The organism is Verrucomicrobium sp. BvORR106 (assembly GCF_000739655.1).
GTDB lineage: Bacteria > Verrucomicrobiota > Verrucomicrobiia > Verrucomicrobiales > Verrucomicrobiaceae > Verrucomicrobium.
In genome coordinates, this window is the sequence record NZ_BATR01000092.1 from 1 (window position 1) to 17,491 (window position 17,491).

The window sequence follows — 17,491 nt, forward strand, 5'->3', positions numbered from 1 at the left end:
AGGGCCACGGTCGAGTTCGCACGGATGGCACCTTGGCTGTGGAGGAGACTCGCTATGTACCCCAAGGGGCGGTGGGGGCGAAGGACGTCCACGTCAGTGCTGGCGGGGCCTCGCTGGATGAAGGCGGCTTCGGCAGTGTCTTCATCTATGACGGTACGGATGGGAGCAAGATCGTCGTCAAGGAGCAGCTCGATGAGGGTGTGAGCCAGATGGTCGGGGACCAAAAGTTCGGGAAGCTCCAGGAGAAGGCGCACGATTCGCATCATGAGGCTTCGATCCACCGCCTGGCCCAGGGGGAAGAGGGGCACGAGAACCTGGTCCGCCTGGTGGGCACGATGCACAATGGCAAGAACACCACCATCTGCCTGGAGTACTGCCCGAACGGGAGTGTGCCCGGCATGGGCCGGAAGCTGTGGGACTCGGAGATGCTCTCGGGCCTCTCGCCGGACCAGCAATCGCACGCCCGACGGCAGGCGATCGGCCTCATGAGCCGGGACATGGCCCGGGGTCTGAATCACATGCACCAGAACGGGGTGGGGCACCAGGACTTCAAGGGGGCGAACGTGTTCCTGGGCCGCGACGGCGTGGCGAAGGTGGGCGATCTGGGCTCATCGGTGAAGCTGCAGGAGGGCCGTTTTGAGGTTCCCACCAACTACCATTTTCCCGACGCCCCCGCCTACCTGGCGCCGGAGGTCCTGGAGCTCACGAGTCTGCCGCCGCACCGGTCGCTGGTCCGCGCCTTTATGGACAAGGAGTGGATTGCCTCCTTTGATCTGGACAAGTTTGAGGAGGCTTATGCCCAGATTGGGCATCCTGGGCCCCAGGAAGAGTTTCAGCGCATCAAAGGCACGCTCCAGGACATCCAGCAGCGGGCGGGAGAGGAGGGGAGCGACAAGGACACCCTGGTGCAGGAGTGGAACACGGCCGTCCGCAGCCTGGAGTCCATGGTCGCGGGAATCCGGAAGAGCGAAGGCATCACCACCGGTCAGGTTGTAGATGTCACCAAGGTGGACGTCTGGGCACTGGGCATCACCATGTGTGAGCTCGCTTACTCGGACGACCACGGCAGCGGCTCGCCTTTTGAAGGCAGCAACTCCGGACGGACGGCGGCCAACATCACCGGGTATGCCCAGGACGGTACCAAGACCTTCACGCAATACCGCCTGGAGAAGTGGGCCCAGCAGCACCCGGACATCCTGCCACCCACCGACGAGCGACTCGACGCCCTGCTGGACAAGCTGCTGCACCACGACCCCGACCAGCGAATTTCCCTGGATCAGGCCCTTGAGGATACCTACTTCCAGGAACTGGCCCTCGACAACCCGCAGGTGCGGGATTTCGTCCAGAAGCTGACCTCCAGCGGCAGCAGCAAGGTCGAGATTGAGGAGTCCGCCAAGCTCGTCGGCGCGCTTTGAGATCCACCGCGGCCAAGTGTCAATGAGCCCCCAAGGAGCGGCGGTTTGTGCTTGCCCAACCGCCGGGCGGAAGCGGAGTGAGTGATCGCCAAAGACCCAAGACCCTATGCGGTCTTGCTGCTCCTTTCTTGCTCGGAGCGCCTTCTCCTCCGGCAACCATCGGCGGTTGTGCAAGCACAAACCGCCGCTCCTTGAATGGTCAGGCGTTGCGACCTTGAATCGGCGGCTGGGCCATCAGGATTACTGCCAACCGCCTATGTTCGAAGCCGGAAAAACCCAGGCAAGTCAAAGCGGTGCATCGGCATCTTTCTTGTAACTTTTTCATCCATGCAGCCAGAGTAGAAGGCATGCGGGCCTCCCCGGTCTCAAATTCATCTGCATCTGCATCCGCATCCGACCTGTCAATTCCATGAACCTGACCAACATCCAGAACACCCCCATCACCCAGTTGGCTCCTATGGCCCGGCAGGTCGGTGTCACATCGGACGCCGTGCATCCCTCGGTGGCGGCCAAGATCAAGGGAAAGGCGCTCGCTCCAGAAGCCATGAAGCCGCTGCGCGACCTGGAGCTTCGGCAGGATCAGACCATCAGCCGGGCGGGCATCAAGGCCCTGCTCAAGAAGACACCCGAGGAGGTCTCCAGCCGGCGCATGGCCAGCTTTCTGAGCCTCTTCCCCGGCAAGCTGGGTCGGACGGAGTGGAGCGGCAGCAGCCATCTGCAGGACATCAAGAAGCTGGCAGATACCTACCAGAGGCTGCCTGACCACGCCTCGCAGGAGCGCCTGGAAGTGTTGCAGGAGCTCTCCGCCGCACTGGACAACTATGGCAGCCAGTCTGCCAAGGCGCGGCTCGGTGATCGCATCGCTGGCCTCAAGGAGTTTGTCCGTGGAGAGATGATCAAGCTGAAGTCCCAGATGCAGGAGCCCGGCTTGAGCGATCTGGGGCCCGGGATCTACGGACCCAAGGGGATCCTTGCCGAGACCTATGAGGCTTTTGCGCTGGCCGCCAAAGTGGGCGATCAGGAGGCGCTCAACGGCGTGGTGGGAGACATGGCCAATCGCATCGTCGTGGAACTGGGCCGCAAGGGCGTGGACGGCGGGAAGTTTGCCGGCAGTGCAGGCATCCGGCTGCGCGCCCAGCTCTCCCAGCAGATCATCAAGGCGGACCCCGAGCTTGGCGGGTTGATGAAGATGCCGGATCCCAACGAGGTGAAAAACCAGGTGAATCAGGCGCTGGACCGTCTCTATGCTGGCGTGGTAAATGGCTTGAACCCCGGGCATGGCTCCCAGGGCACCGGCAGCACCCTGCAAATCGGCACGCTCCGCCTGGAGCCCCATGGGGGGGAGGGGACGAAGGAGCGTTCCATTGGCTCAGGCGGCGCCATCCTCGGTCGCGGTGGTTTCGGGGTGGTCTATCTGTATGACGGCTCAGACGGCAGCAAGATGGTCGTGAAGGTGCCCAAGGAAGCGGGCGAGACCGAGACTAGCCTCGATGAACGGGTGACGATCGAGGAACGCGCGCAACTCTCCCATCATGAGGCAGAGATGCATGCCCTGGTGCAGGGTGAGGACGGGCATGAGAACCTCATTGCGCTCAAGGGCGTCGTGCACAACGGCAAGAACACCACCCTCTGCATCGAGCATTGTTCGAATGGTGGCGTGGATGAACTGGGAGTGAAGCTGCAAGACCTGGAGTCGCTTCGGGAGCTCACCCCTGATCAGCAGGGGAAGGTGCGGCAGCTGACAGTGGGCCTTGTGATCCGGGACATGGCCCGGGGTTTGGCCCGCATCCATGAGAAGGGCGTGGCCCATCTGGACTTCAAGGGTGGCAACGCCTTCATCGGCAGCGACGGCGTGGTCAAGGTGGGCGACTTCGGCACCGGCGTGAGGCAGCAGGGCGGTCTCTATGAGCTGCCCATCGATCACCAGTATGTGGATAATCCCAGCTATCTCCCGCCGGAGATGCTGGAAGCCATGAGCCTTCCGCCCAAGCTAGCTCTCCACCTCTGTGGATTCAGATCCATTCCAGGGCTTGATCTCACCGCCATCGAGGCGGCCTATGAGAAGTTCAGCGATCCTGCTCCCGTCGAGGAGTTCCGCCGGATCAAGGATGAGCTCCTCACCATCCAGACCCAGCTTCGCAATGGGGAGGGGGATGAACGCGCCCTGTCGCGGCAATGGGGCGAGGTCACGGAGCGCCTGGCCGCTCTGACAAAAGAGCTCGCCGCCATCCCGGGATCCTCCACGGGGCGGGTTCTGGATGTCAACAAAGTGGACGTCTGGGGGCTGGGGCTCACTCTTTGTGAGCTGGCCTATTCCAGCGGGCCCGGGGAGAGCGGTTCGCCCTTCGATGAGGGAGCGCAGGGGCAGACGGCCAAGGCGGGCGCAAACATCGCCAAGTATGGCAAAGAGAGCACCCAGACCTTCACGGAGTACCGCCTGCAGCGTTGGGAAAAGGCTCACCCCGGCGTGCTGCCACCCACCGACGAGCGCCTCGACGCCCTGCTCGACAAGATGATGCACCGTGATCCCAATCAGCGCATCACCGTCGCCCAGGCGCTGGAGGATCCCTATTTCCAGGAACTGGCGCTCGACAACCCGCAGGTGCGGGAATTCGTCCAGAAGCTGAGCTCCAGCGGCAGCAGCCGGATCGAGTTGGAGGAGTCCGCAAGGCAGGTCGCCCTGCTCTGACCTCGCCGCCGGTCCGGCGGATTCTTGGTGATTTCATAAAACCCGGCGTGGCCGCCGGGCCTGGGAGGGTTGTGCCGGGATGGCTCCTCCACCGCCTCTATTTTTGAGGCGGGTGCCTGAGTCCTGGCATGAACGAACCTGAACCACCGCCTTGGCCATATGAATCCAAACTACAGTTACGACTACAACAGCAACCGGAGCGTCACGGACCAGCGCATCATCAACCTGCGCAATGACAGTGACCACTATAACCCGGACATCGGTCGAATCACCCTCTCGAACGACGGAGAGGTCCGGTTGCTTCCTGTGATCCGCATCCTGCCGCCGCATGAGTATCACGGCACCCCGGAGGAGGTCATCATCCACCCCAGCATCGCCCAGCGCTACCGGGACCGCGCGTTGAACGTCTCCGGCATGCAGAAAAAGTACGACGACTATCAGTTCACCGTGGACAAGGAGGTGGGCGGGTTTGGCATCCAGATCTTCTTGAAGAAGTCGAAGCTGGATCTGGTCGGAATCAAGCTCTCCAACCTGGGGTACAAGATTTCCTCGAAGCTTGGCAAGGACGAAGGTTCGAGCAGGGAGCTGGCGGAGAAGGTGTACCAGAAGTCCCGGGAGTTTCAGAAAATTTCACCCAATGACTTGAAGGCTCGCCTCAACTGTCTGCGGGAGCTTTGCAAGCATCTGGAGGACTATGCCGGCAGCCTGCCTCAGGGGGTGGACTTGCGCAAGAAGGCGGAGGCCATGCTGGACTTCGCCATCGCCGCGGCGCTGGATCTGGAGTTTCAGCTCCAGTCGGTTGGCATCGAGGATCTCGGCAGGGACTGGCTGGATGCCAAAGGCTATCTGAGCAAGAAGGATGGCAACTTGCTTCGCAATGCCATGTTGGATGGCGATGAAGCTGGATTGAACAAGGCGGTGGACAAGTTGCTGCCCCGCATGTTTGCGGATCTGGACCGGGGTGGGGCCACCTGGGAGAAGTTTGCCTCGTGCTCCTGCGCAAGCTTCAAGAAGGGCCTGTTGGAAAAGTTGGACCCCTCCGGGAACCTGGCGCATGATCTGTTGGAGAATGGACGCTGGGCGATGGTGGACCGGGCGCTGAACCGGCTCTACGCCGGCATCGTCAATGGCCTGGCCTGTAAATCGACGCTCGCTCCAGAGGAATTGGTGAACCTCTCGCAGTACAACATTGTGGCCCTGGATCGGGATGGGTTCCCGGACATGGTCTCCTTGAGCCTCGGCACCTCCGTGCGCCGCTGTCAGGACCAGGAAGGGAATGGCATCGTGGTGAAGGAGAGGATCCTGGCCCCGGGGGCCTCTGAAGAAGACGCTGAAAACCTCGCCTGGGAATCTTTCCACGAACTCATCATCCACTCCCAGGTCCCCAACCATGAGAATGTGGTCCGCCTCATGGGCACCTATCACAACGGGGTGGGCAATGTGCTCTGCCTGGAGGATTGCTCCGGAGGCAGTGCCATCAATCTGATGGGCCAGATCGACGGCCTGGTGGGAGACCAGGGAACTCTGGCGGAACTCTCCGAGGGGAACAAGGCCCGACTGCGCCGCCGCGTGTTGCGCAGCGTCTTCCGTGATGCCTCCGCAGGGCTCACGGCCTTGCATGCCCGGGGAATCAGCCATGGCAACCCCTGCCTGGATACGCTGTTTCTGAAAGATGGCGTGGTCAAGGTGGGCAACTTCAAGACCGGCCTGAAGACCCTGCCAGGCTTGCAGACTTACCCGCTGTCCACTGACCTGCGATTTCCACGTCGAGACGGCAGTGAGGACGTGCCCGAGCTTTCTCTCTTCCATCAGGAACTCGGAAACCGACAGGAACTCATCGAAGAGTTGAACCTCGGAATCAACGGCAGCCTTGGCCGGATTCAGGAACTGTGCCGGGGCTTGGGAGACGAAGCGGTGTTGAATGAGCTGGATTTTGTTCTTCCCAGACTCGAAGAGCTTCAGCGCAAACTGCAGAACGGGCGAGGGGAACACCACGCTGAGATCTGGATGGAGGAGTCGGCCAAGCTGGTCCGCCTGATAAATAACTGTGTGGACCTGCCGCAGCGGACCGGGCAGGAGGTGAACTTGCTCAAGTCCGATGTCTGGATGCTCGGCGTGGCCATGGCCGAGGCCTTCTTCCCCGGGCAGCAGGTGATCGGGAACACGGATGAGGAAACACAGCTGAACCTGCAGGCGCTCATTGATCGCAACGATCCAGAGCAGGCCAGGCTGGAACTCCTCCTGACCAGCATGCTCCGGCGGACCCCAGAGCATCGCATCAGCATGGACGAAGTGATGGACCATGATTTCTTCCACGGTGAACCCGTAGGGGACGTGCGCGGCTTCCTCCGCGCCCTCCACGCTGGGGATGACGTGGATCCACAGCAACTCACGAACCTGGCCAACAGCGTCATTCAAGACGTGGCGCTGGACCAGATCGTTCTCGGTCAGCAGTTTCAGCACCTCATTCCCAACGGCGGATTCGTGTTTGAGATCCCTAACGACATCTGAGGAGGTAGGTGACACAGGCGTCCCGCCTGTGCGTGTTACCGGCGTCCCGCCGGTTCAGTCAGCGGCGTCGCTCCAGGCGTAGTCCGGTTGTCCCAGCCGTCTCAGTCGCTACGGAGAAGCGCTGTCTTCTCCCCAATGAAGCCTCTCCCCGGCCTGCGAGATCCGGCGTCCCTCCGGAACGGGTGAGTATTCCATCCCAATACTTCCATTCACGCTTGGGCTCAGTGCTGGAGTTCCGCGTTTACGCGGTCGCGGCACAAGTTTCCCAGCACGTCGAGTTTCCCCAACGGCACCAAGAAACGAAATGCAGCCATAACCTTCCCGACGTTTCCTGCCACGGAGCGCCCCATCAGTGCCTCCGGTCACCCTGGCGGCTGTGCAAGCACAAACCGCCGCTCCTTGGGCATGAGCAGCCCCGCCGCGTCCGGGAGCGACGCCGGATTTTGGCGCGTCGCAGCTCCCACCTCCACCTCCCGGTTTGCACTTCCCCGCATCCCGCGCAAAGTGCAGGCCGAACTCAGTGATGATGGATCTCGCATTATTCAGGCTTCCAGACGGAAAGGCATGGATCGGGGAGGGGCCGTTTGCGGAAGCAGCGGAGCCGCCGCCCGGTGATGCCTTCTATGTGAACGACTTCGCACTTTCCAGCCCGACCCCTTGGAAGATTCCCTCCCGCCTCACGGAGGTGCCCGCCGGAGCGTTGCCGGAGCACTTTTCTGTGACCGAAATCCAGCCCCGGATCGTCTGGCAAAAGCCCGCCACGGAGTGGTTCAAGATGGCCTTCCGCCGCATCCGCAAGGACGTACTTTCCCACAAGCTGCGCAAGATGGTGCCCGTGCTCACGGAGTCCGGCACGCTGCTGCAGCAAAATGGCAAGACTGACCTCACCGCCCTGCTCAATCGGGTGATGGAAGCTCCGAGCGGCCTCTGGGGCTACGCCCGGATCCAGGGCGACAAGGGATTCCTGGGGGCCACCCCGGAGCTGCTCCTTCGTAAGGAGGGCTCCCGCCTGGAGACCATGGCCTTGGCGGGTACCGCCAAGCCGAACGGTCGCGAAAGCTTTGTCACCGATGCCAAGGAGATCGAGGAGCACGAACTGGTCGCCGGATTCCTCCAGGATGTCCTAGCCCCCTTGGGCAAGGTGCAAAAAGGGGAACGCCAGACCAGCGAGGCTGCCGGACTCACCCACTTCCGCACTGAGGTGGCGGTGGAGCTGGAGGGCGACCCCGATCTCAACAGCCTGGTACGCCGTCTGCACCCCACGCCTGCCGTGGGTTGCCTGCCCCGGGATGAGGTGAGCCTGGAAAAGCTCACGGAATACCGCCGCCAGCTTCAGGCTCCGGACTACTTCGGCGCGCCCTTCGGCCTCAAGGTGGGGAATGCCTTCCACGCCGTGGTGTCCATCCGTGGCATTGGCTGGGATGGCGACAAAGTCATGCTCTCCAGCGGCTGTGGCATCGTGGGTGGCAGCGCCTTCGACCACGAGTGGCGGGAGCTGCGCCTGAAGCGCGAGTCCGTGGCCCGTCTCCTGGGGCTGTAGGCCCTTCGTTCCTCCCATCTCCACCCTCCTGCATGGCTGATCCCGCCGCCTCTGGCTCTGGCAACGCGAACGCCCGCGTGGTCGCTCAGTTGCTGGCGGAACTGGATGCGCTGGGCGTGGCGGAGTACTGCGTGGCCGCCGGCGCGCGCAATGCGCCGCTACTGGCCGTCATTCTGGATCGCGCCGAAGCACACGACCTCACGGTGCGGCACTTCTTTGAAGAACGCTGCGCCTCCTTCTTCGCGCTCGGCCGTGCCATGGAGACCCGCAAGGCGGTGGCCGTCATCACCACCAGCGGCACTGCGGTGGCCGAGCTCTTTCCCGCCGTGATGGAGGCTTACTACCAAGGCGCCCCCCTCGTGGTCGTGACTGCCGACCGCCCCTCGCGATACCGCGGCAGCGGCGCGCCCCAGGCCGTCGAGCAGGAGGGCATCTTTGCCAAGTACGTGGTGCGCACCGTGGAGCTCGAAGATCGGGCCGATGGCAGTTTCGTACATGCAGAGTCCATCTCCGCCCGGCCGGGGCCGATGCATTTCAACGTCTGCCTGGAAGAGGATCTGATCGCGGACCTCCCGGAGGCCTCCCCAGCGGCTCCGCCCTATGAAGCGCCCGAAGCACTGGCGATTCTCGCGGCGCAGGACTGGGACGAGTTCTGGGCGGCTCAAGGCCCCCTCGCCGTGGTGGCGGCCGGCATTCATCCTGATGACGTCCCGGCAGCGGTGGAAATCCTCGCCGCGCTCCAGGCTCCGATCGTCGCTGAAGCCACGTCCAACCTCCTCGGCGAACCCCGTCTGAATCCCTACCTGCTGCCCGCCAGCGAGCGGGTGTTGAAGCTTCTCGATCCCCAACGTGTCCTCCGGCTTGGTGCCGTGCCCTCCTGGCGCTGGTGGCGGGATCTGGAAGACCGACCTGAGGTTCGAGTGCTCAATGTCAGCCGCGCCCCCTTCCGCGGCCTGGCCCGGACAGAAAATGTCGCACTGGTGCCGTGGGAAACCCTTTCCTCGCCGCTTCCGCCGCAGCCTGAAAACACGATCCATCTGCCACCGGCGTCGGTGTTGGATTGTTTCCTCGAATCCCTCCCGCTCTCAGAGCCCGCCTGGATGCGGCACCTGGCCGGGTGCATTGCCCCCAGGGCCACGGTGTTTCTGGGCAATAGCCTGCCCATCCGCGAGTGGAACCTGGCCGTGCCCGCGCTCCCAACTGGCTGCCGCACCTGGGCGAATCGAGGAGCCAACGGCATCGACGGCCTCGTCTCCACCTGGCTCGGCGTCGCGGCTGATGCCGCCGAGTCCTGGCTCATCATCGGCGACCTCAGCACCCTGTACGATCTCAGCGCCCCCTGGATTCTCGCCCAGCTTCCACCCGCGAAGCGCCGACTCGTCATCATTAACAACGGCGGCGGCAAGATCTTCTCACGCGTGGCCTGGCTGAAGAACGCCGGCCCCGAGGCCCGCAAGGTGATGGAGAACTCCCACACCCTCACCTTCGCCCCCTGGGCTCAGATGTGGGGCATAGACTACAAGTTGATCACTAACCTCGAAGATCTGACGGCTGCACACACCGCTGCGGATCAGTCAGCCTGTACGGTGTGGGAAGTGCGTCCCGATGCGAAGCAGACGGCGGCGTTTTGGAAACAATTTTGAATTAGGAATTAGAAATTAGGAATGATGAATGAAGCTTCTTCCTGGGCTGAACTTGAGAGCCAGAGGCATTTCATTTCTAATTCATAATTCCTAATTCAGCATTTTGTCGGTCCATTCGTCGCGAGGATGATCCCCAGCAGCGCCTGCTGCGTGAGCACGCCCACGGCTTCGCCGTCGTCGTTCACTACGGCAGCAATGGGCTCGCCGCGTTTGCGCAGGGCTTGCAGGCAGCGCAGGGCGGACTCTGAGGTCTTCATCTGCGAAAGGGGGCGCATGAACTGGCGCACCATCTTGTCGGGCTGGATGCGGGAGGGCAAGGCGGCCACGTCCAGCCAGCCGAGCAGGGCACCATTGGTGCCCATGACGGGACGCCAGGCGTGGTTTTGCTCGCGGCACAGCACCAGGGCGCTGGAGACGGGCATCTCCGGGAAGAGGGCGGTGACCTGCTTGAGCGGCATCATCGCATCCTGCGCGCATACTTCCTGCAGGCGACCGGCCTTGTGCAACATGCTGCCTACCGTAGGGCGCAGCACGCACAGGGATTCCACGGTTTTGGCCAGGGAGGCCATGCTGCGTTGATCACTTTCTTCCGGCACATCATTGAGCACCCGGGACTGGAAGAGATGGGCCAGGGCCAGCCAGGGGCGCGCGAGCTTCAGCAGGATGGCCAGCGGCTTCGTCAAGAGACGCAATACGCCCAGCGGATAACGATGGAAGAGCTGCTTGGGCAGTAGTTCCAGCAACACCAGGAAAAGCGGGGTCAGGACCACCAGCGCCACCAGCCAGCCCCAGGGGCCCAGGGCTCGCACCAGCTCGCGCACGCTCAACAGATAGCCCAGGAGGCTGAAGCAGTGATTCAACGCCGTGACGGTGTGCAGCAACTCCACCCGGTGCTCCAGCAGGGCGAGAAGTCGGGAGGAGGACTTGTCACCCGCCTCTGCAGAGTGACGGGTGCGCACACGGCTGATGGTGAGCAGGGCGCTCTCCACCCCGGAAAGGAGGAAGGCGAGGGCGAGACTGATGAAAATAATGGCCGCACTCATGCCTCCTTGGCCTCCCCGTTTTCATCAGTTGTTTCCAAGACCTGCAGCTCCAGCTGCAGAATCCGGGCGCGTGAGGTGCGCTTCACCTTGATGACCACCTGCTCCAGCGTGAGCTGTTCACCCGGCTTGGGCGGGTAGCCAAAGCGGTTCATGACCAGACCGGCCACGGTGTCCACGCTTTCTGACGGGGGCAGGGTGATGCCGAGCTCCCGCTCCACCTCCTCCAGACGCGTGTTTCCTTGTACCAGGTAGCGGTCAGGGCCGATGGGCTGGATGCCGATGGTGTTGCCCGGTGCGGGTGCCGTCTTGGCGAGGAGCAGCTCTACGAACTTCTCGCGGGTGAGCAGACCTTCGAACCCGCCGTACTCATCCACCACCACGGCGGCCGAATCTTCCGCAGGCAGATGCTGACGCCAGGCTTCAACGAGGAGGATCGTCTTTGGCACGAAGATGGGCTCCACGGTCAGAGTGCTCCAGTGCGGGCGGCCCGCCAGCTTCCAGCGCTGCACATCCACGAGGTAGGCAATGGCGTCCTGCTTTTCATCGTACACGGGGACGAAGCGCTGGCGGCTGCTCTCCAGGGTGTGCAGGGCTTCCATCTCACCCGCATCATGCGGCATGAGCAGCAGGTCCACGCGCGGGGTCATGGCATCGCGCACGGTCAGGCTGTTGAGATCGATCACGGAGCGCAACAATGCTGCCTCATCGGCACCCAGAGCCCCTTGCTCCTCCCTCATGTCGATGAGGGTCTCCACCTCCTCCGGCAGAAGGTTGTGGCGGGGTTTCACCTTCTTTGGCGCGAAGAAGGTGGCCAGCCCCTCGCTGGTCTGGCGGAGGTACTGGGTGACCGGGCGGCAGAAGCCTCGCACCGCGAGAAAGAGTGGCAGCGTGCGTCGCAGGGTGCGGGTAGGGGAGCGCAGCGCCAGGGCATTGGGCAGGAACTCCACCACGACAAAACCGGTGCCAAAGAGGGCCAGACCACTGATCCACGGGTTCCCACCCAAACCGCGCAGCGGTCCCATCACCAGCCAGAGACCGATGGTGGCCAGCACCAGATTGCAGAAGCTGCCCAGCAGCAGCACCTCGGGCAGGGCGGAGAGGGGATCCTTGATCTCCGGGGCGTATTGAGCACGTCCCTTGACGCCGGCAATGCCTTCCGAAGGGGAACCTTTCTTACGCAGGACAAACAATGCCGTCTCCAGCGCCGAGAAGCTCGCTGCCACATAGAGCAGCACCGCAAAGGCGAGGGATAGGATGACAGGCACCAGCAGACTCATCGCAAGGCAGGGATGGTCTTCGCGGAGAAGCCATCCCGGGAAAGGGTCTTATGCCGGATGTGGGCCAAGGCGGTGTGAATTCTTTCATCAACACCGCCCGGCACGCATTCAGGCGTCAGTCTTCGAGGGTATGGATGAAGAGGCCCGAACGCAGTTTGGGCTCGAACCAGGTGCTCTTGGGCGGCATGATCTGGCCGGCGTCGGCAATGTCCATGAGCTGCGAGACCGTGGTGGGGTACATGCTGAAGGCCACGGCGTGGGAGCCGCTGTCCACCAGCTTTTCCAGCTCCGCCGTGCCGCGGATGCCGCCGATGAAGTCGATCCGGTCGCTCGTGCGCGGATCGTCAATGCCCAGCACCGGAGCCAGCACCCGCTGCTGCAGGATGCTCACGTCTAGCGCGTCTTCCGGCGTTGCGTCCGGAGTGGGCTCCCAGTTCAGCGTGTGCCACACGCCACCGAGGTACATGCAGGCCTCGCCCGCCTTCTCCGGCGTCTTCTTGCCATTGGGATCCATGCTGAAGATGGAGCCGATCTTTTCCAGGAACTCCTGCAGGGAGTGGCCGTTGAGGTTCTTCACCGCCCGGTTGTAGGGGAGGATCTTCAGCTCGCTGGCAGGGAAGAGCACGTTCAGGAACCAGTTGTAGTTCTCCTGGCCCGTGTGGTTCGGGTTGTTGTCGCGGCGCTCCTTGCCCACGCGGGCGGCGCTGGCGCTGCGGTGGTGACCATCCGCCACGTAGGCGAGGGGGATCTCATCCGCGAAGTACTTGCTGATCGCCTCGCAGGTCTCTGCGGGCAGACGCCACACCTGGTGACGGATGCCATCGGGAGCTACGAAGTCGTTGATCGGCGCGTCCTCGGTCTCGTGCTTCTTGGTCAGGGCCAGCACACCAGCGTGGTCGCGGTAAGTCAGGAAGATCGGGCCGGTGTTGGCGCTGAGCTCATCCACCAGGCGGGTGCGGTCGTCCTCTTTCACCTTCCGCGTCTTCTCGTGCTTGCGGATGATGTCGTTCTCGTAGTCCTCAATGTTGCACACGCCCACCAGGCCGGTCTGGGCGTGCTCGCCCATCACCTGACGGTAGAGGTACATGCAGGGGGCGGCTTCGCGCACGAGCACGCCGTCGGACTGTAGTTTCTTGAAGTTCTCGACCGCCTTGGCGTACACGGCGTCGTCGTAGTCACCCACGGTGTCCGGCAGGTCGATCTCCGCGCGGTCCACGTGAATCAGGTTGATTGGGTTGCTTTCGCCCAGTGCCTTGGACTCGGCACGGTTGACGACGTCATAGGGCACGGCCGCGACTTGAGGCGCGAGTTCGGGAGTGGGCACAAGGCCCTGGAAGGAGCGAAGCTGCATGGGGTGTGACGGAAAACGAATCGACTGAGAGGGTGTCTGTAGCGGTGCCAGACTCAATGTGCAAGCCGGGGGCGCTGACAATCCTGCCCGCCGAATGCGCAGAAACCAGCCCTCCTCGGGCTGGTTTCCGGCGGGAAAAGCATGAAACTGAGCACCTTGCCTCAGTTACTTGGCAGGCTTCGGGTAGCCCTCCAGAGTCACCACGGAGACCTTCTCCGCAGTCGGGAAATCGGCCGGGACGGCGGCGGTGGCCACCACCTTGCCCGTGGCCGCCCACTCGGTGCCGCGCTGGAGCAGAGTGTAGAAGCCGCGGTCCAGCATCGAGTAGTCCGCATGACCCAGGGTGGTGTGTAAGACTCGCCCCTTCCCGTAGCTCAGCACCATCGTATTGGGCTCCAGCACCCCAGTCAGGTCAGAGGTGGAGGCGGTGAGGATCTCCACATTCTCCGCCGGGCCGCGCAGCTTGCTGTACAGCTCGTCCTTGGCGTGCATCCAGGTCTTTGGCAGCCCCTTGGTGATCGGGTGGGCGGCATTCAGGGTCTGGATGAGGAATTCATGCTGCGGGCCGTGAGCCCCGCCGTTGCCGGCCGTGGTGTCGCGGAAGAGCTTGCCTTCCTTCACATAGAGCCAGGGGCCGCTCTTCTCATTCCGCCCGCCCCAGCCACCCACGCCGATCATGTCGTTGTAGGCTTTCCAGTTGGGGAAGGAGTTGTTCGCGGCATGCACGGAGACGAAGCCGCCGCCGTTTTGTACAAAGGTCTCGAAGCTCTTCTGCACGTCTTCTGGCCAGTCGGCCCCGTTGTAGTTGCTCACCACCACCGCGTAGTCGGCGAACTTCGGCTGCCACGTCTTCCAGGCCTCGGCGGGCGAGTTTTTCACCGGCGCGGTGGAGACCGCCACGGTGAATGCGCCGCTGCTCTCCAGCGCGTGCACCAGCACCGGCGTGGTGTTTTGCCAGTTGTGGTTGTTCTGACCATCCACGATCAGAACTTTGAGTTTGTCCGCAGCGGAGGCGGTGACGGCGACCAGCAGGGCCGCGGTGAAGGTGAGGGTGTGCAGAAGGCGGTGCAGTTTCATAGGAGGATCGGGGCACAGGTACGGCGGCCCGGGCGATGTCTTGCAAGCCGGTGGCGCAACTTCTCCCAACGCCGGAACCCCCGAGCTTTCGGGGGTTCCGGCGGATATGTATAAGAAGCGCCAGGGGAGTGGAGTTTTTCTGTAGCTTTGCCTCGTCTCGCATCCCACCCTCTCATGAACTTCCAACTCCGTCGTCGCTCTTCCGTGCTCCTGGCCTGCTCCCTGGCCGCATTGTTCTCTGTTTCTCCGTTCGCCTTCTCCGCACCCGGGGATACCCTCGCGGGCGTGAAGACGCAGGCGGATCTGGACAAGGTGATCGCGGAGACGGCCGATGCGAAGCTCAAGCAGGCCATCAAAGACAACGCCGCCGCCATTCTCGCCGCTGCCTATGAGAAGACGCACGTCGAGGCCATCCTGAAGGCCATCGAGATCTCGCCCGGCAAGGCGGAGAAGATCAACGCCACACCCGACAGCCTCAAACAGGCTGCCGGTGGGGACATCGCCCTCTTCGATACCCTGAAGTCGGTGGACCTCGGCATCCCCAATGCGGGTCCGCATGATCATCGCAAGACCGATCCCTATGATGCAGCCTTCTTTGAGCACGTGGGCCAGCTTTCCAAGATCGAGTCGCTCAACATCATCGCCACCAAGGCCAACGACGAGTGGATCGCCCCTCTGGGCAAGCTCAAGACGTTGAAGACGCTCAAGTTCACCAACAACGGCAAGCTCAGCGATGCCGGTCTGGAAAAGCTCGCTGGGCTGAAGCAGCTCGAGGCCTTCTCCTTTGTAGGCACCGGGATGAAGGGGCATGCCTATGCCAAGTTCGAGGGGTGGACCGCGCTCACCCGCGTGAGCCATCGCGGCAGCAGCATCGATGACGAAGGCCTCACCCTGCTCTGCGCGAAGTTTTCCAATCTGGAGAGCATCAGCCTCGCTCACGCCAAATTCGGTGATGCTGGTGTGGCGCAGTTGCCCAAGCTCACCAAGCTCAAAGGCCTGGAGCTCGGCAGCAAGAATGCCACGCCCGGCAGCCTTGTCCACGTGGCCAAGATGTCGCTGGAATACCTGCAACTCGGCGATGGTCTCGATGCCCCGGAAGGCATCGCCGCCATCAAAGGCATGACCACCCTCCGCCGCCTCACCCTGACCAACGCCAAGTCCCTTGGTGATGCGGACTTGCAGGCCGTCGCGGGCATCAAAGGCCTGGAAAGCCTCGAGCTGAACAGCGTGGAACTCACCGACGAACGCCTCCCTCTGCTCAAATCCTTCTCCCATCTCAAGGAGTTGCGCATCGTGAATCGCCCCAAGGGGTACACCCCGGAAGTGCAGGCCAAGGTGAAGGAACTCCTGCCTAAGGTGGCGCTGAAGTTTGAGTAAGGCAAAACTCGCGGTTCGATCTAGGAACCAACCCATCCGAACTCCAACCTGTGACTTCCAACGAAGCGGGTTGGAGTTCCGCTTTTAAGCGGTGAAGCTAGTCCCAAGAGCAACACCAGCTTGTTCCCTTTCCAATTTTCGAGGCATGACCAACACCTGGCCCCGCTCGCGGGGCTGTGGAGTGCGGCGTGAAGCGCCGCTTTGTCCGGCAGTATTAGCATGGCAGGCGATAAGAGGCAATCCAGCCCCCTGTTCGGCCGATGGATCCCTGCACCCTTTACGAGCCACGAAAGCGGCGCTTCACGCACGCACTCCACAGCGACTTCGTCGCCAGATGGAGAACGCACCGGCCTCCCCGGATATCTCCCACCCTCCGGCACTGGTGGACTCCGCGAATCAATCACTCCAAGACGTCAACGAAGCGGGTTGGAGTACCGACTTCAGTCGGCCGCAACTCCTCAGTCGCACCACCTCACGCGCCCGCCACCATCATGGGTCTCCAAGTCTGCCGGAGATTCGTAGATAATCCATCGGCTTCCGCACCTGAAGCTCTATTCTCGGAGAACCCAAGGTTGACTCGCTTAGGGCTTGTCCAACCTTCGGCTGTGCTAGATATCCCTTTCAGGGATAAAATGCGGCTCTCTCTGCGAGTTTGCGTCACTCCCAGATTCAACTTGATGCCTCCGCAATCCGAACCCGCATCCTCCGTCCAATCCCACCTCCAACACCTTGACGCACTGACGCACTGCCCACTGACGTACCGATCAAAATGGACCTCTTCGCGCCAGATCCCGCCGCCAACCTGCTGCCCTGCGACGGCGTCACGCTTTACCACGGTCGCATCTTCACGCTAGCCGAGGCCGACCGCTACCTCGCCGCCCTCACCTCCACCCTGCAATGGGCGCATGACGAGGTTGTCCTCTACGGCCGTCGCATCACCACAGCCCGCAAGGTGGCCTGGTACGGCGAGTCTCCCTTTGCCTACACTTACTCCGGCGCCACCAAGACCGCTCTTTCCTGGACCCCTGAACTACGGGAAATCAAAGCCCTCGTTGAAAAGACCACCGGCACCACCTACAACTCCTGCCTGGCCAATCTCTACCACACCGGCGAGGAGGGCATGGGCTGGCACAGTGACGATGAAAAGGTGATGGGAAAGAACACCTCCATTGCCTCCATCAGCCTCGGGGCCGAGCGCAAGTTCGCCTTCAAACACAAAACCCGACCCGACCTCGGCACCATCTCCCTCCTCCTGGAGCACGGCAGCCTCCTCGAGATGAAAGGCCCCACCCAAACCCACTGGCTCCACCGCCTGCCTCCGACGAAGAAAGTCAGCGAGCCGCGGGTGAATCTGACCTTCAGAACCTTTGTTAATGCTGGAAAGAAAGGATGAGGAAATTAACCACAGAGGCACAGAGAACACAGAGACTGATTTTTAGACAGGATTAACAAGATTAGATTCAGATTAACAAGATGAGGAGCGATGCTTTCATCTTACGAGGTTGCTGAGACCTTTTGACATTTGCTTTTTGAAGTTTGAAGTTTTGATCTCCTCTGTGCCTCTGTGC

The 17,491-nt window shown here is 62.2% G+C and carries 11 protein-coding genes; 7 read left to right on the top strand and 4 right to left on the bottom strand.

Going from position 1 to position 17,491, the window contains the following annotated elements; translation table 11 throughout:
* From BV106_RS13895 to menD, 5 genes are all read left to right on the top strand, one after another.
* Window positions 1-1,415, top strand: a 1,415-nt coding sequence (locus BV106_RS13895; RefSeq protein WP_038165584.1) for a protein kinase, incomplete at its 5' end; no start/stop codon positions are given.
* A 409-nt stretch (window positions 1,416-1,824) separates the two neighbouring features.
* Complete coding sequence (locus tag BV106_RS13900; RefSeq protein WP_038165586.1) at window positions 1,825-4,104, top strand: protein kinase; 2,280 nt, start codon at window positions 1,825-1,827, stop codon at window positions 4,102-4,104.
* Between the two features lie 159 nt (window positions 4,105-4,263).
* Window positions 4,264-6,615: a hypothetical protein gene (locus tag BV106_RS13905; RefSeq protein ID WP_038165589.1), complete on the top strand. Its 2,352-nt coding sequence runs from the start codon at window positions 4,264-4,266 to the stop codon at window positions 6,613-6,615.
* 523 nt (window positions 6,616-7,138) lie between these two features.
* Window positions 7,139-8,155, top strand: coding sequence for a chorismate-binding protein (locus BV106_RS13910; RefSeq protein WP_038165591.1), 1,017 nt, complete (start codon window positions 7,139-7,141; stop codon window positions 8,153-8,155).
* A gap of 32 nt (window positions 8,156-8,187) precedes the next feature.
* Window positions 8,188-9,798 (top strand): 2-succinyl-5-enolpyruvyl-6-hydroxy-3-cyclohexene-1-carboxylic-acid synthase, encoded by a 1,611-nt coding sequence (gene menD, locus BV106_RS13915; RefSeq protein WP_038165593.1) that lies wholly within the window; start codon window positions 8,188-8,190, stop codon window positions 9,796-9,798.
* Between the two features lie 95 nt (window positions 9,799-9,893).
* On the opposite strand, the gene BV106_RS13920 is transcribed toward menD, so the two are convergent.
* The 4 genes from BV106_RS13920 to BV106_RS13935 form a co-directional block, all read right to left on the bottom strand.
* Window positions 9,894-10,841: a CNNM domain-containing protein gene (locus tag BV106_RS13920; RefSeq protein ID WP_038165596.1), complete on the bottom strand. Its 948-nt coding sequence runs from the start codon at window positions 10,839-10,841 to the stop codon at window positions 9,894-9,896.
* The gene (locus BV106_RS13925) at window positions 10,838-12,118 is read right to left on the bottom strand and encodes a transporter associated domain-containing protein (RefSeq protein ID WP_038165598.1); all 1,281 of its coding nucleotides are present in this window, start codon (window positions 12,116-12,118) and stop codon (window positions 10,838-10,840) included. Before BV106_RS13925 ends, BV106_RS13920 begins: the two co-directional genes overlap by 4 nt.
* 115 nt (window positions 12,119-12,233) lie before the next feature.
* Window positions 12,234-13,469, bottom strand: coding sequence for a DUF1015 family protein (locus BV106_RS13930; RefSeq protein ID WP_038165600.1), 1,236 nt, complete (start codon window positions 13,467-13,469; stop codon window positions 12,234-12,236).
* Window positions 13,470-13,634: 165 nt separating this feature from the next.
* Window positions 13,635-14,546, bottom strand: coding sequence for a ThuA domain-containing protein (locus tag BV106_RS13935; RefSeq protein WP_038165603.1), 912 nt, complete (start codon window positions 14,544-14,546; stop codon window positions 13,635-13,637).
* 174 nt (window positions 14,547-14,720) lie between these two features.
* On the opposite strand from BV106_RS13935, the gene BV106_RS13940 reads away from it, so the two are divergent.
* Entirely contained in the window at window positions 14,721-15,923 is a 1,203-nt protein-coding gene (locus tag BV106_RS13940; protein ID WP_038165604.1) for a G protein-coupled receptor LGR4, read from the top strand.
* 769 nt (window positions 15,924-16,692) lie between these two features.
* Window positions 16,693-17,316, top strand: coding sequence for an alpha-ketoglutarate-dependent dioxygenase AlkB (locus BV106_RS13945; RefSeq protein ID WP_038165606.1), 624 nt, complete (start codon window positions 16,693-16,695; stop codon window positions 17,314-17,316).
* Window positions 17,317-17,491: the final 175 nt, after the last annotated feature.

What these genes read in the sequence shown, in the direction of transcription:
- BV106_RS13910 (WP_038165591.1), top strand. Translation starts at nt 7,139, where the DNA reads ATGATGGATCTCGCATTATTCAGGCTTCCAGACGGAAAGGCATGGATC.
- BV106_RS13925 (WP_038165598.1), bottom strand. Translation starts at nt 12,118, where the DNA reads ATGAGTCTGCTGGTGCCTGTCATCCTATCCCTCGCCTTTGCGGTGCTG.
- BV106_RS13940 (WP_038165604.1), top strand. Translation starts at nt 14,721, where the DNA reads ATGAACTTCCAACTCCGTCGTCGCTCTTCCGTGCTCCTGGCCTGCTCC.
- BV106_RS13945 (WP_038165606.1), top strand. Translation starts at nt 16,693, where the DNA reads ATGGACCTCTTCGCGCCAGATCCCGCCGCCAACCTGCTGCCCTGCGAC.
- BV106_RS13905 (WP_038165589.1), top strand. Translation starts at nt 4,264, where the DNA reads ATGAATCCAAACTACAGTTACGACTACAACAGCAACCGGAGCGTCACG.
- BV106_RS13920 (WP_038165596.1), bottom strand. Translation starts at nt 10,841, where the DNA reads ATGAGTGCGGCCATTATTTTCATCAGTCTCGCCCTCGCCTTCCTCCTT.
- menD (WP_038165593.1), top strand. Translation starts at nt 8,188, where the DNA reads ATGGCTGATCCCGCCGCCTCTGGCTCTGGCAACGCGAACGCCCGCGTG.
- BV106_RS13930 (WP_038165600.1), bottom strand. Translation starts at nt 13,469, where the DNA reads ATGCAGCTTCGCTCCTTCCAGGGCCTTGTGCCCACTCCCGAACTCGCG.
- BV106_RS13900 (WP_038165586.1), top strand. Translation starts at nt 1,825, where the DNA reads ATGAACCTGACCAACATCCAGAACACCCCCATCACCCAGTTGGCTCCT.
- BV106_RS13935 (WP_038165603.1), bottom strand. Translation starts at nt 14,546, where the DNA reads ATGAAACTGCACCGCCTTCTGCACACCCTCACCTTCACCGCGGCCCTG.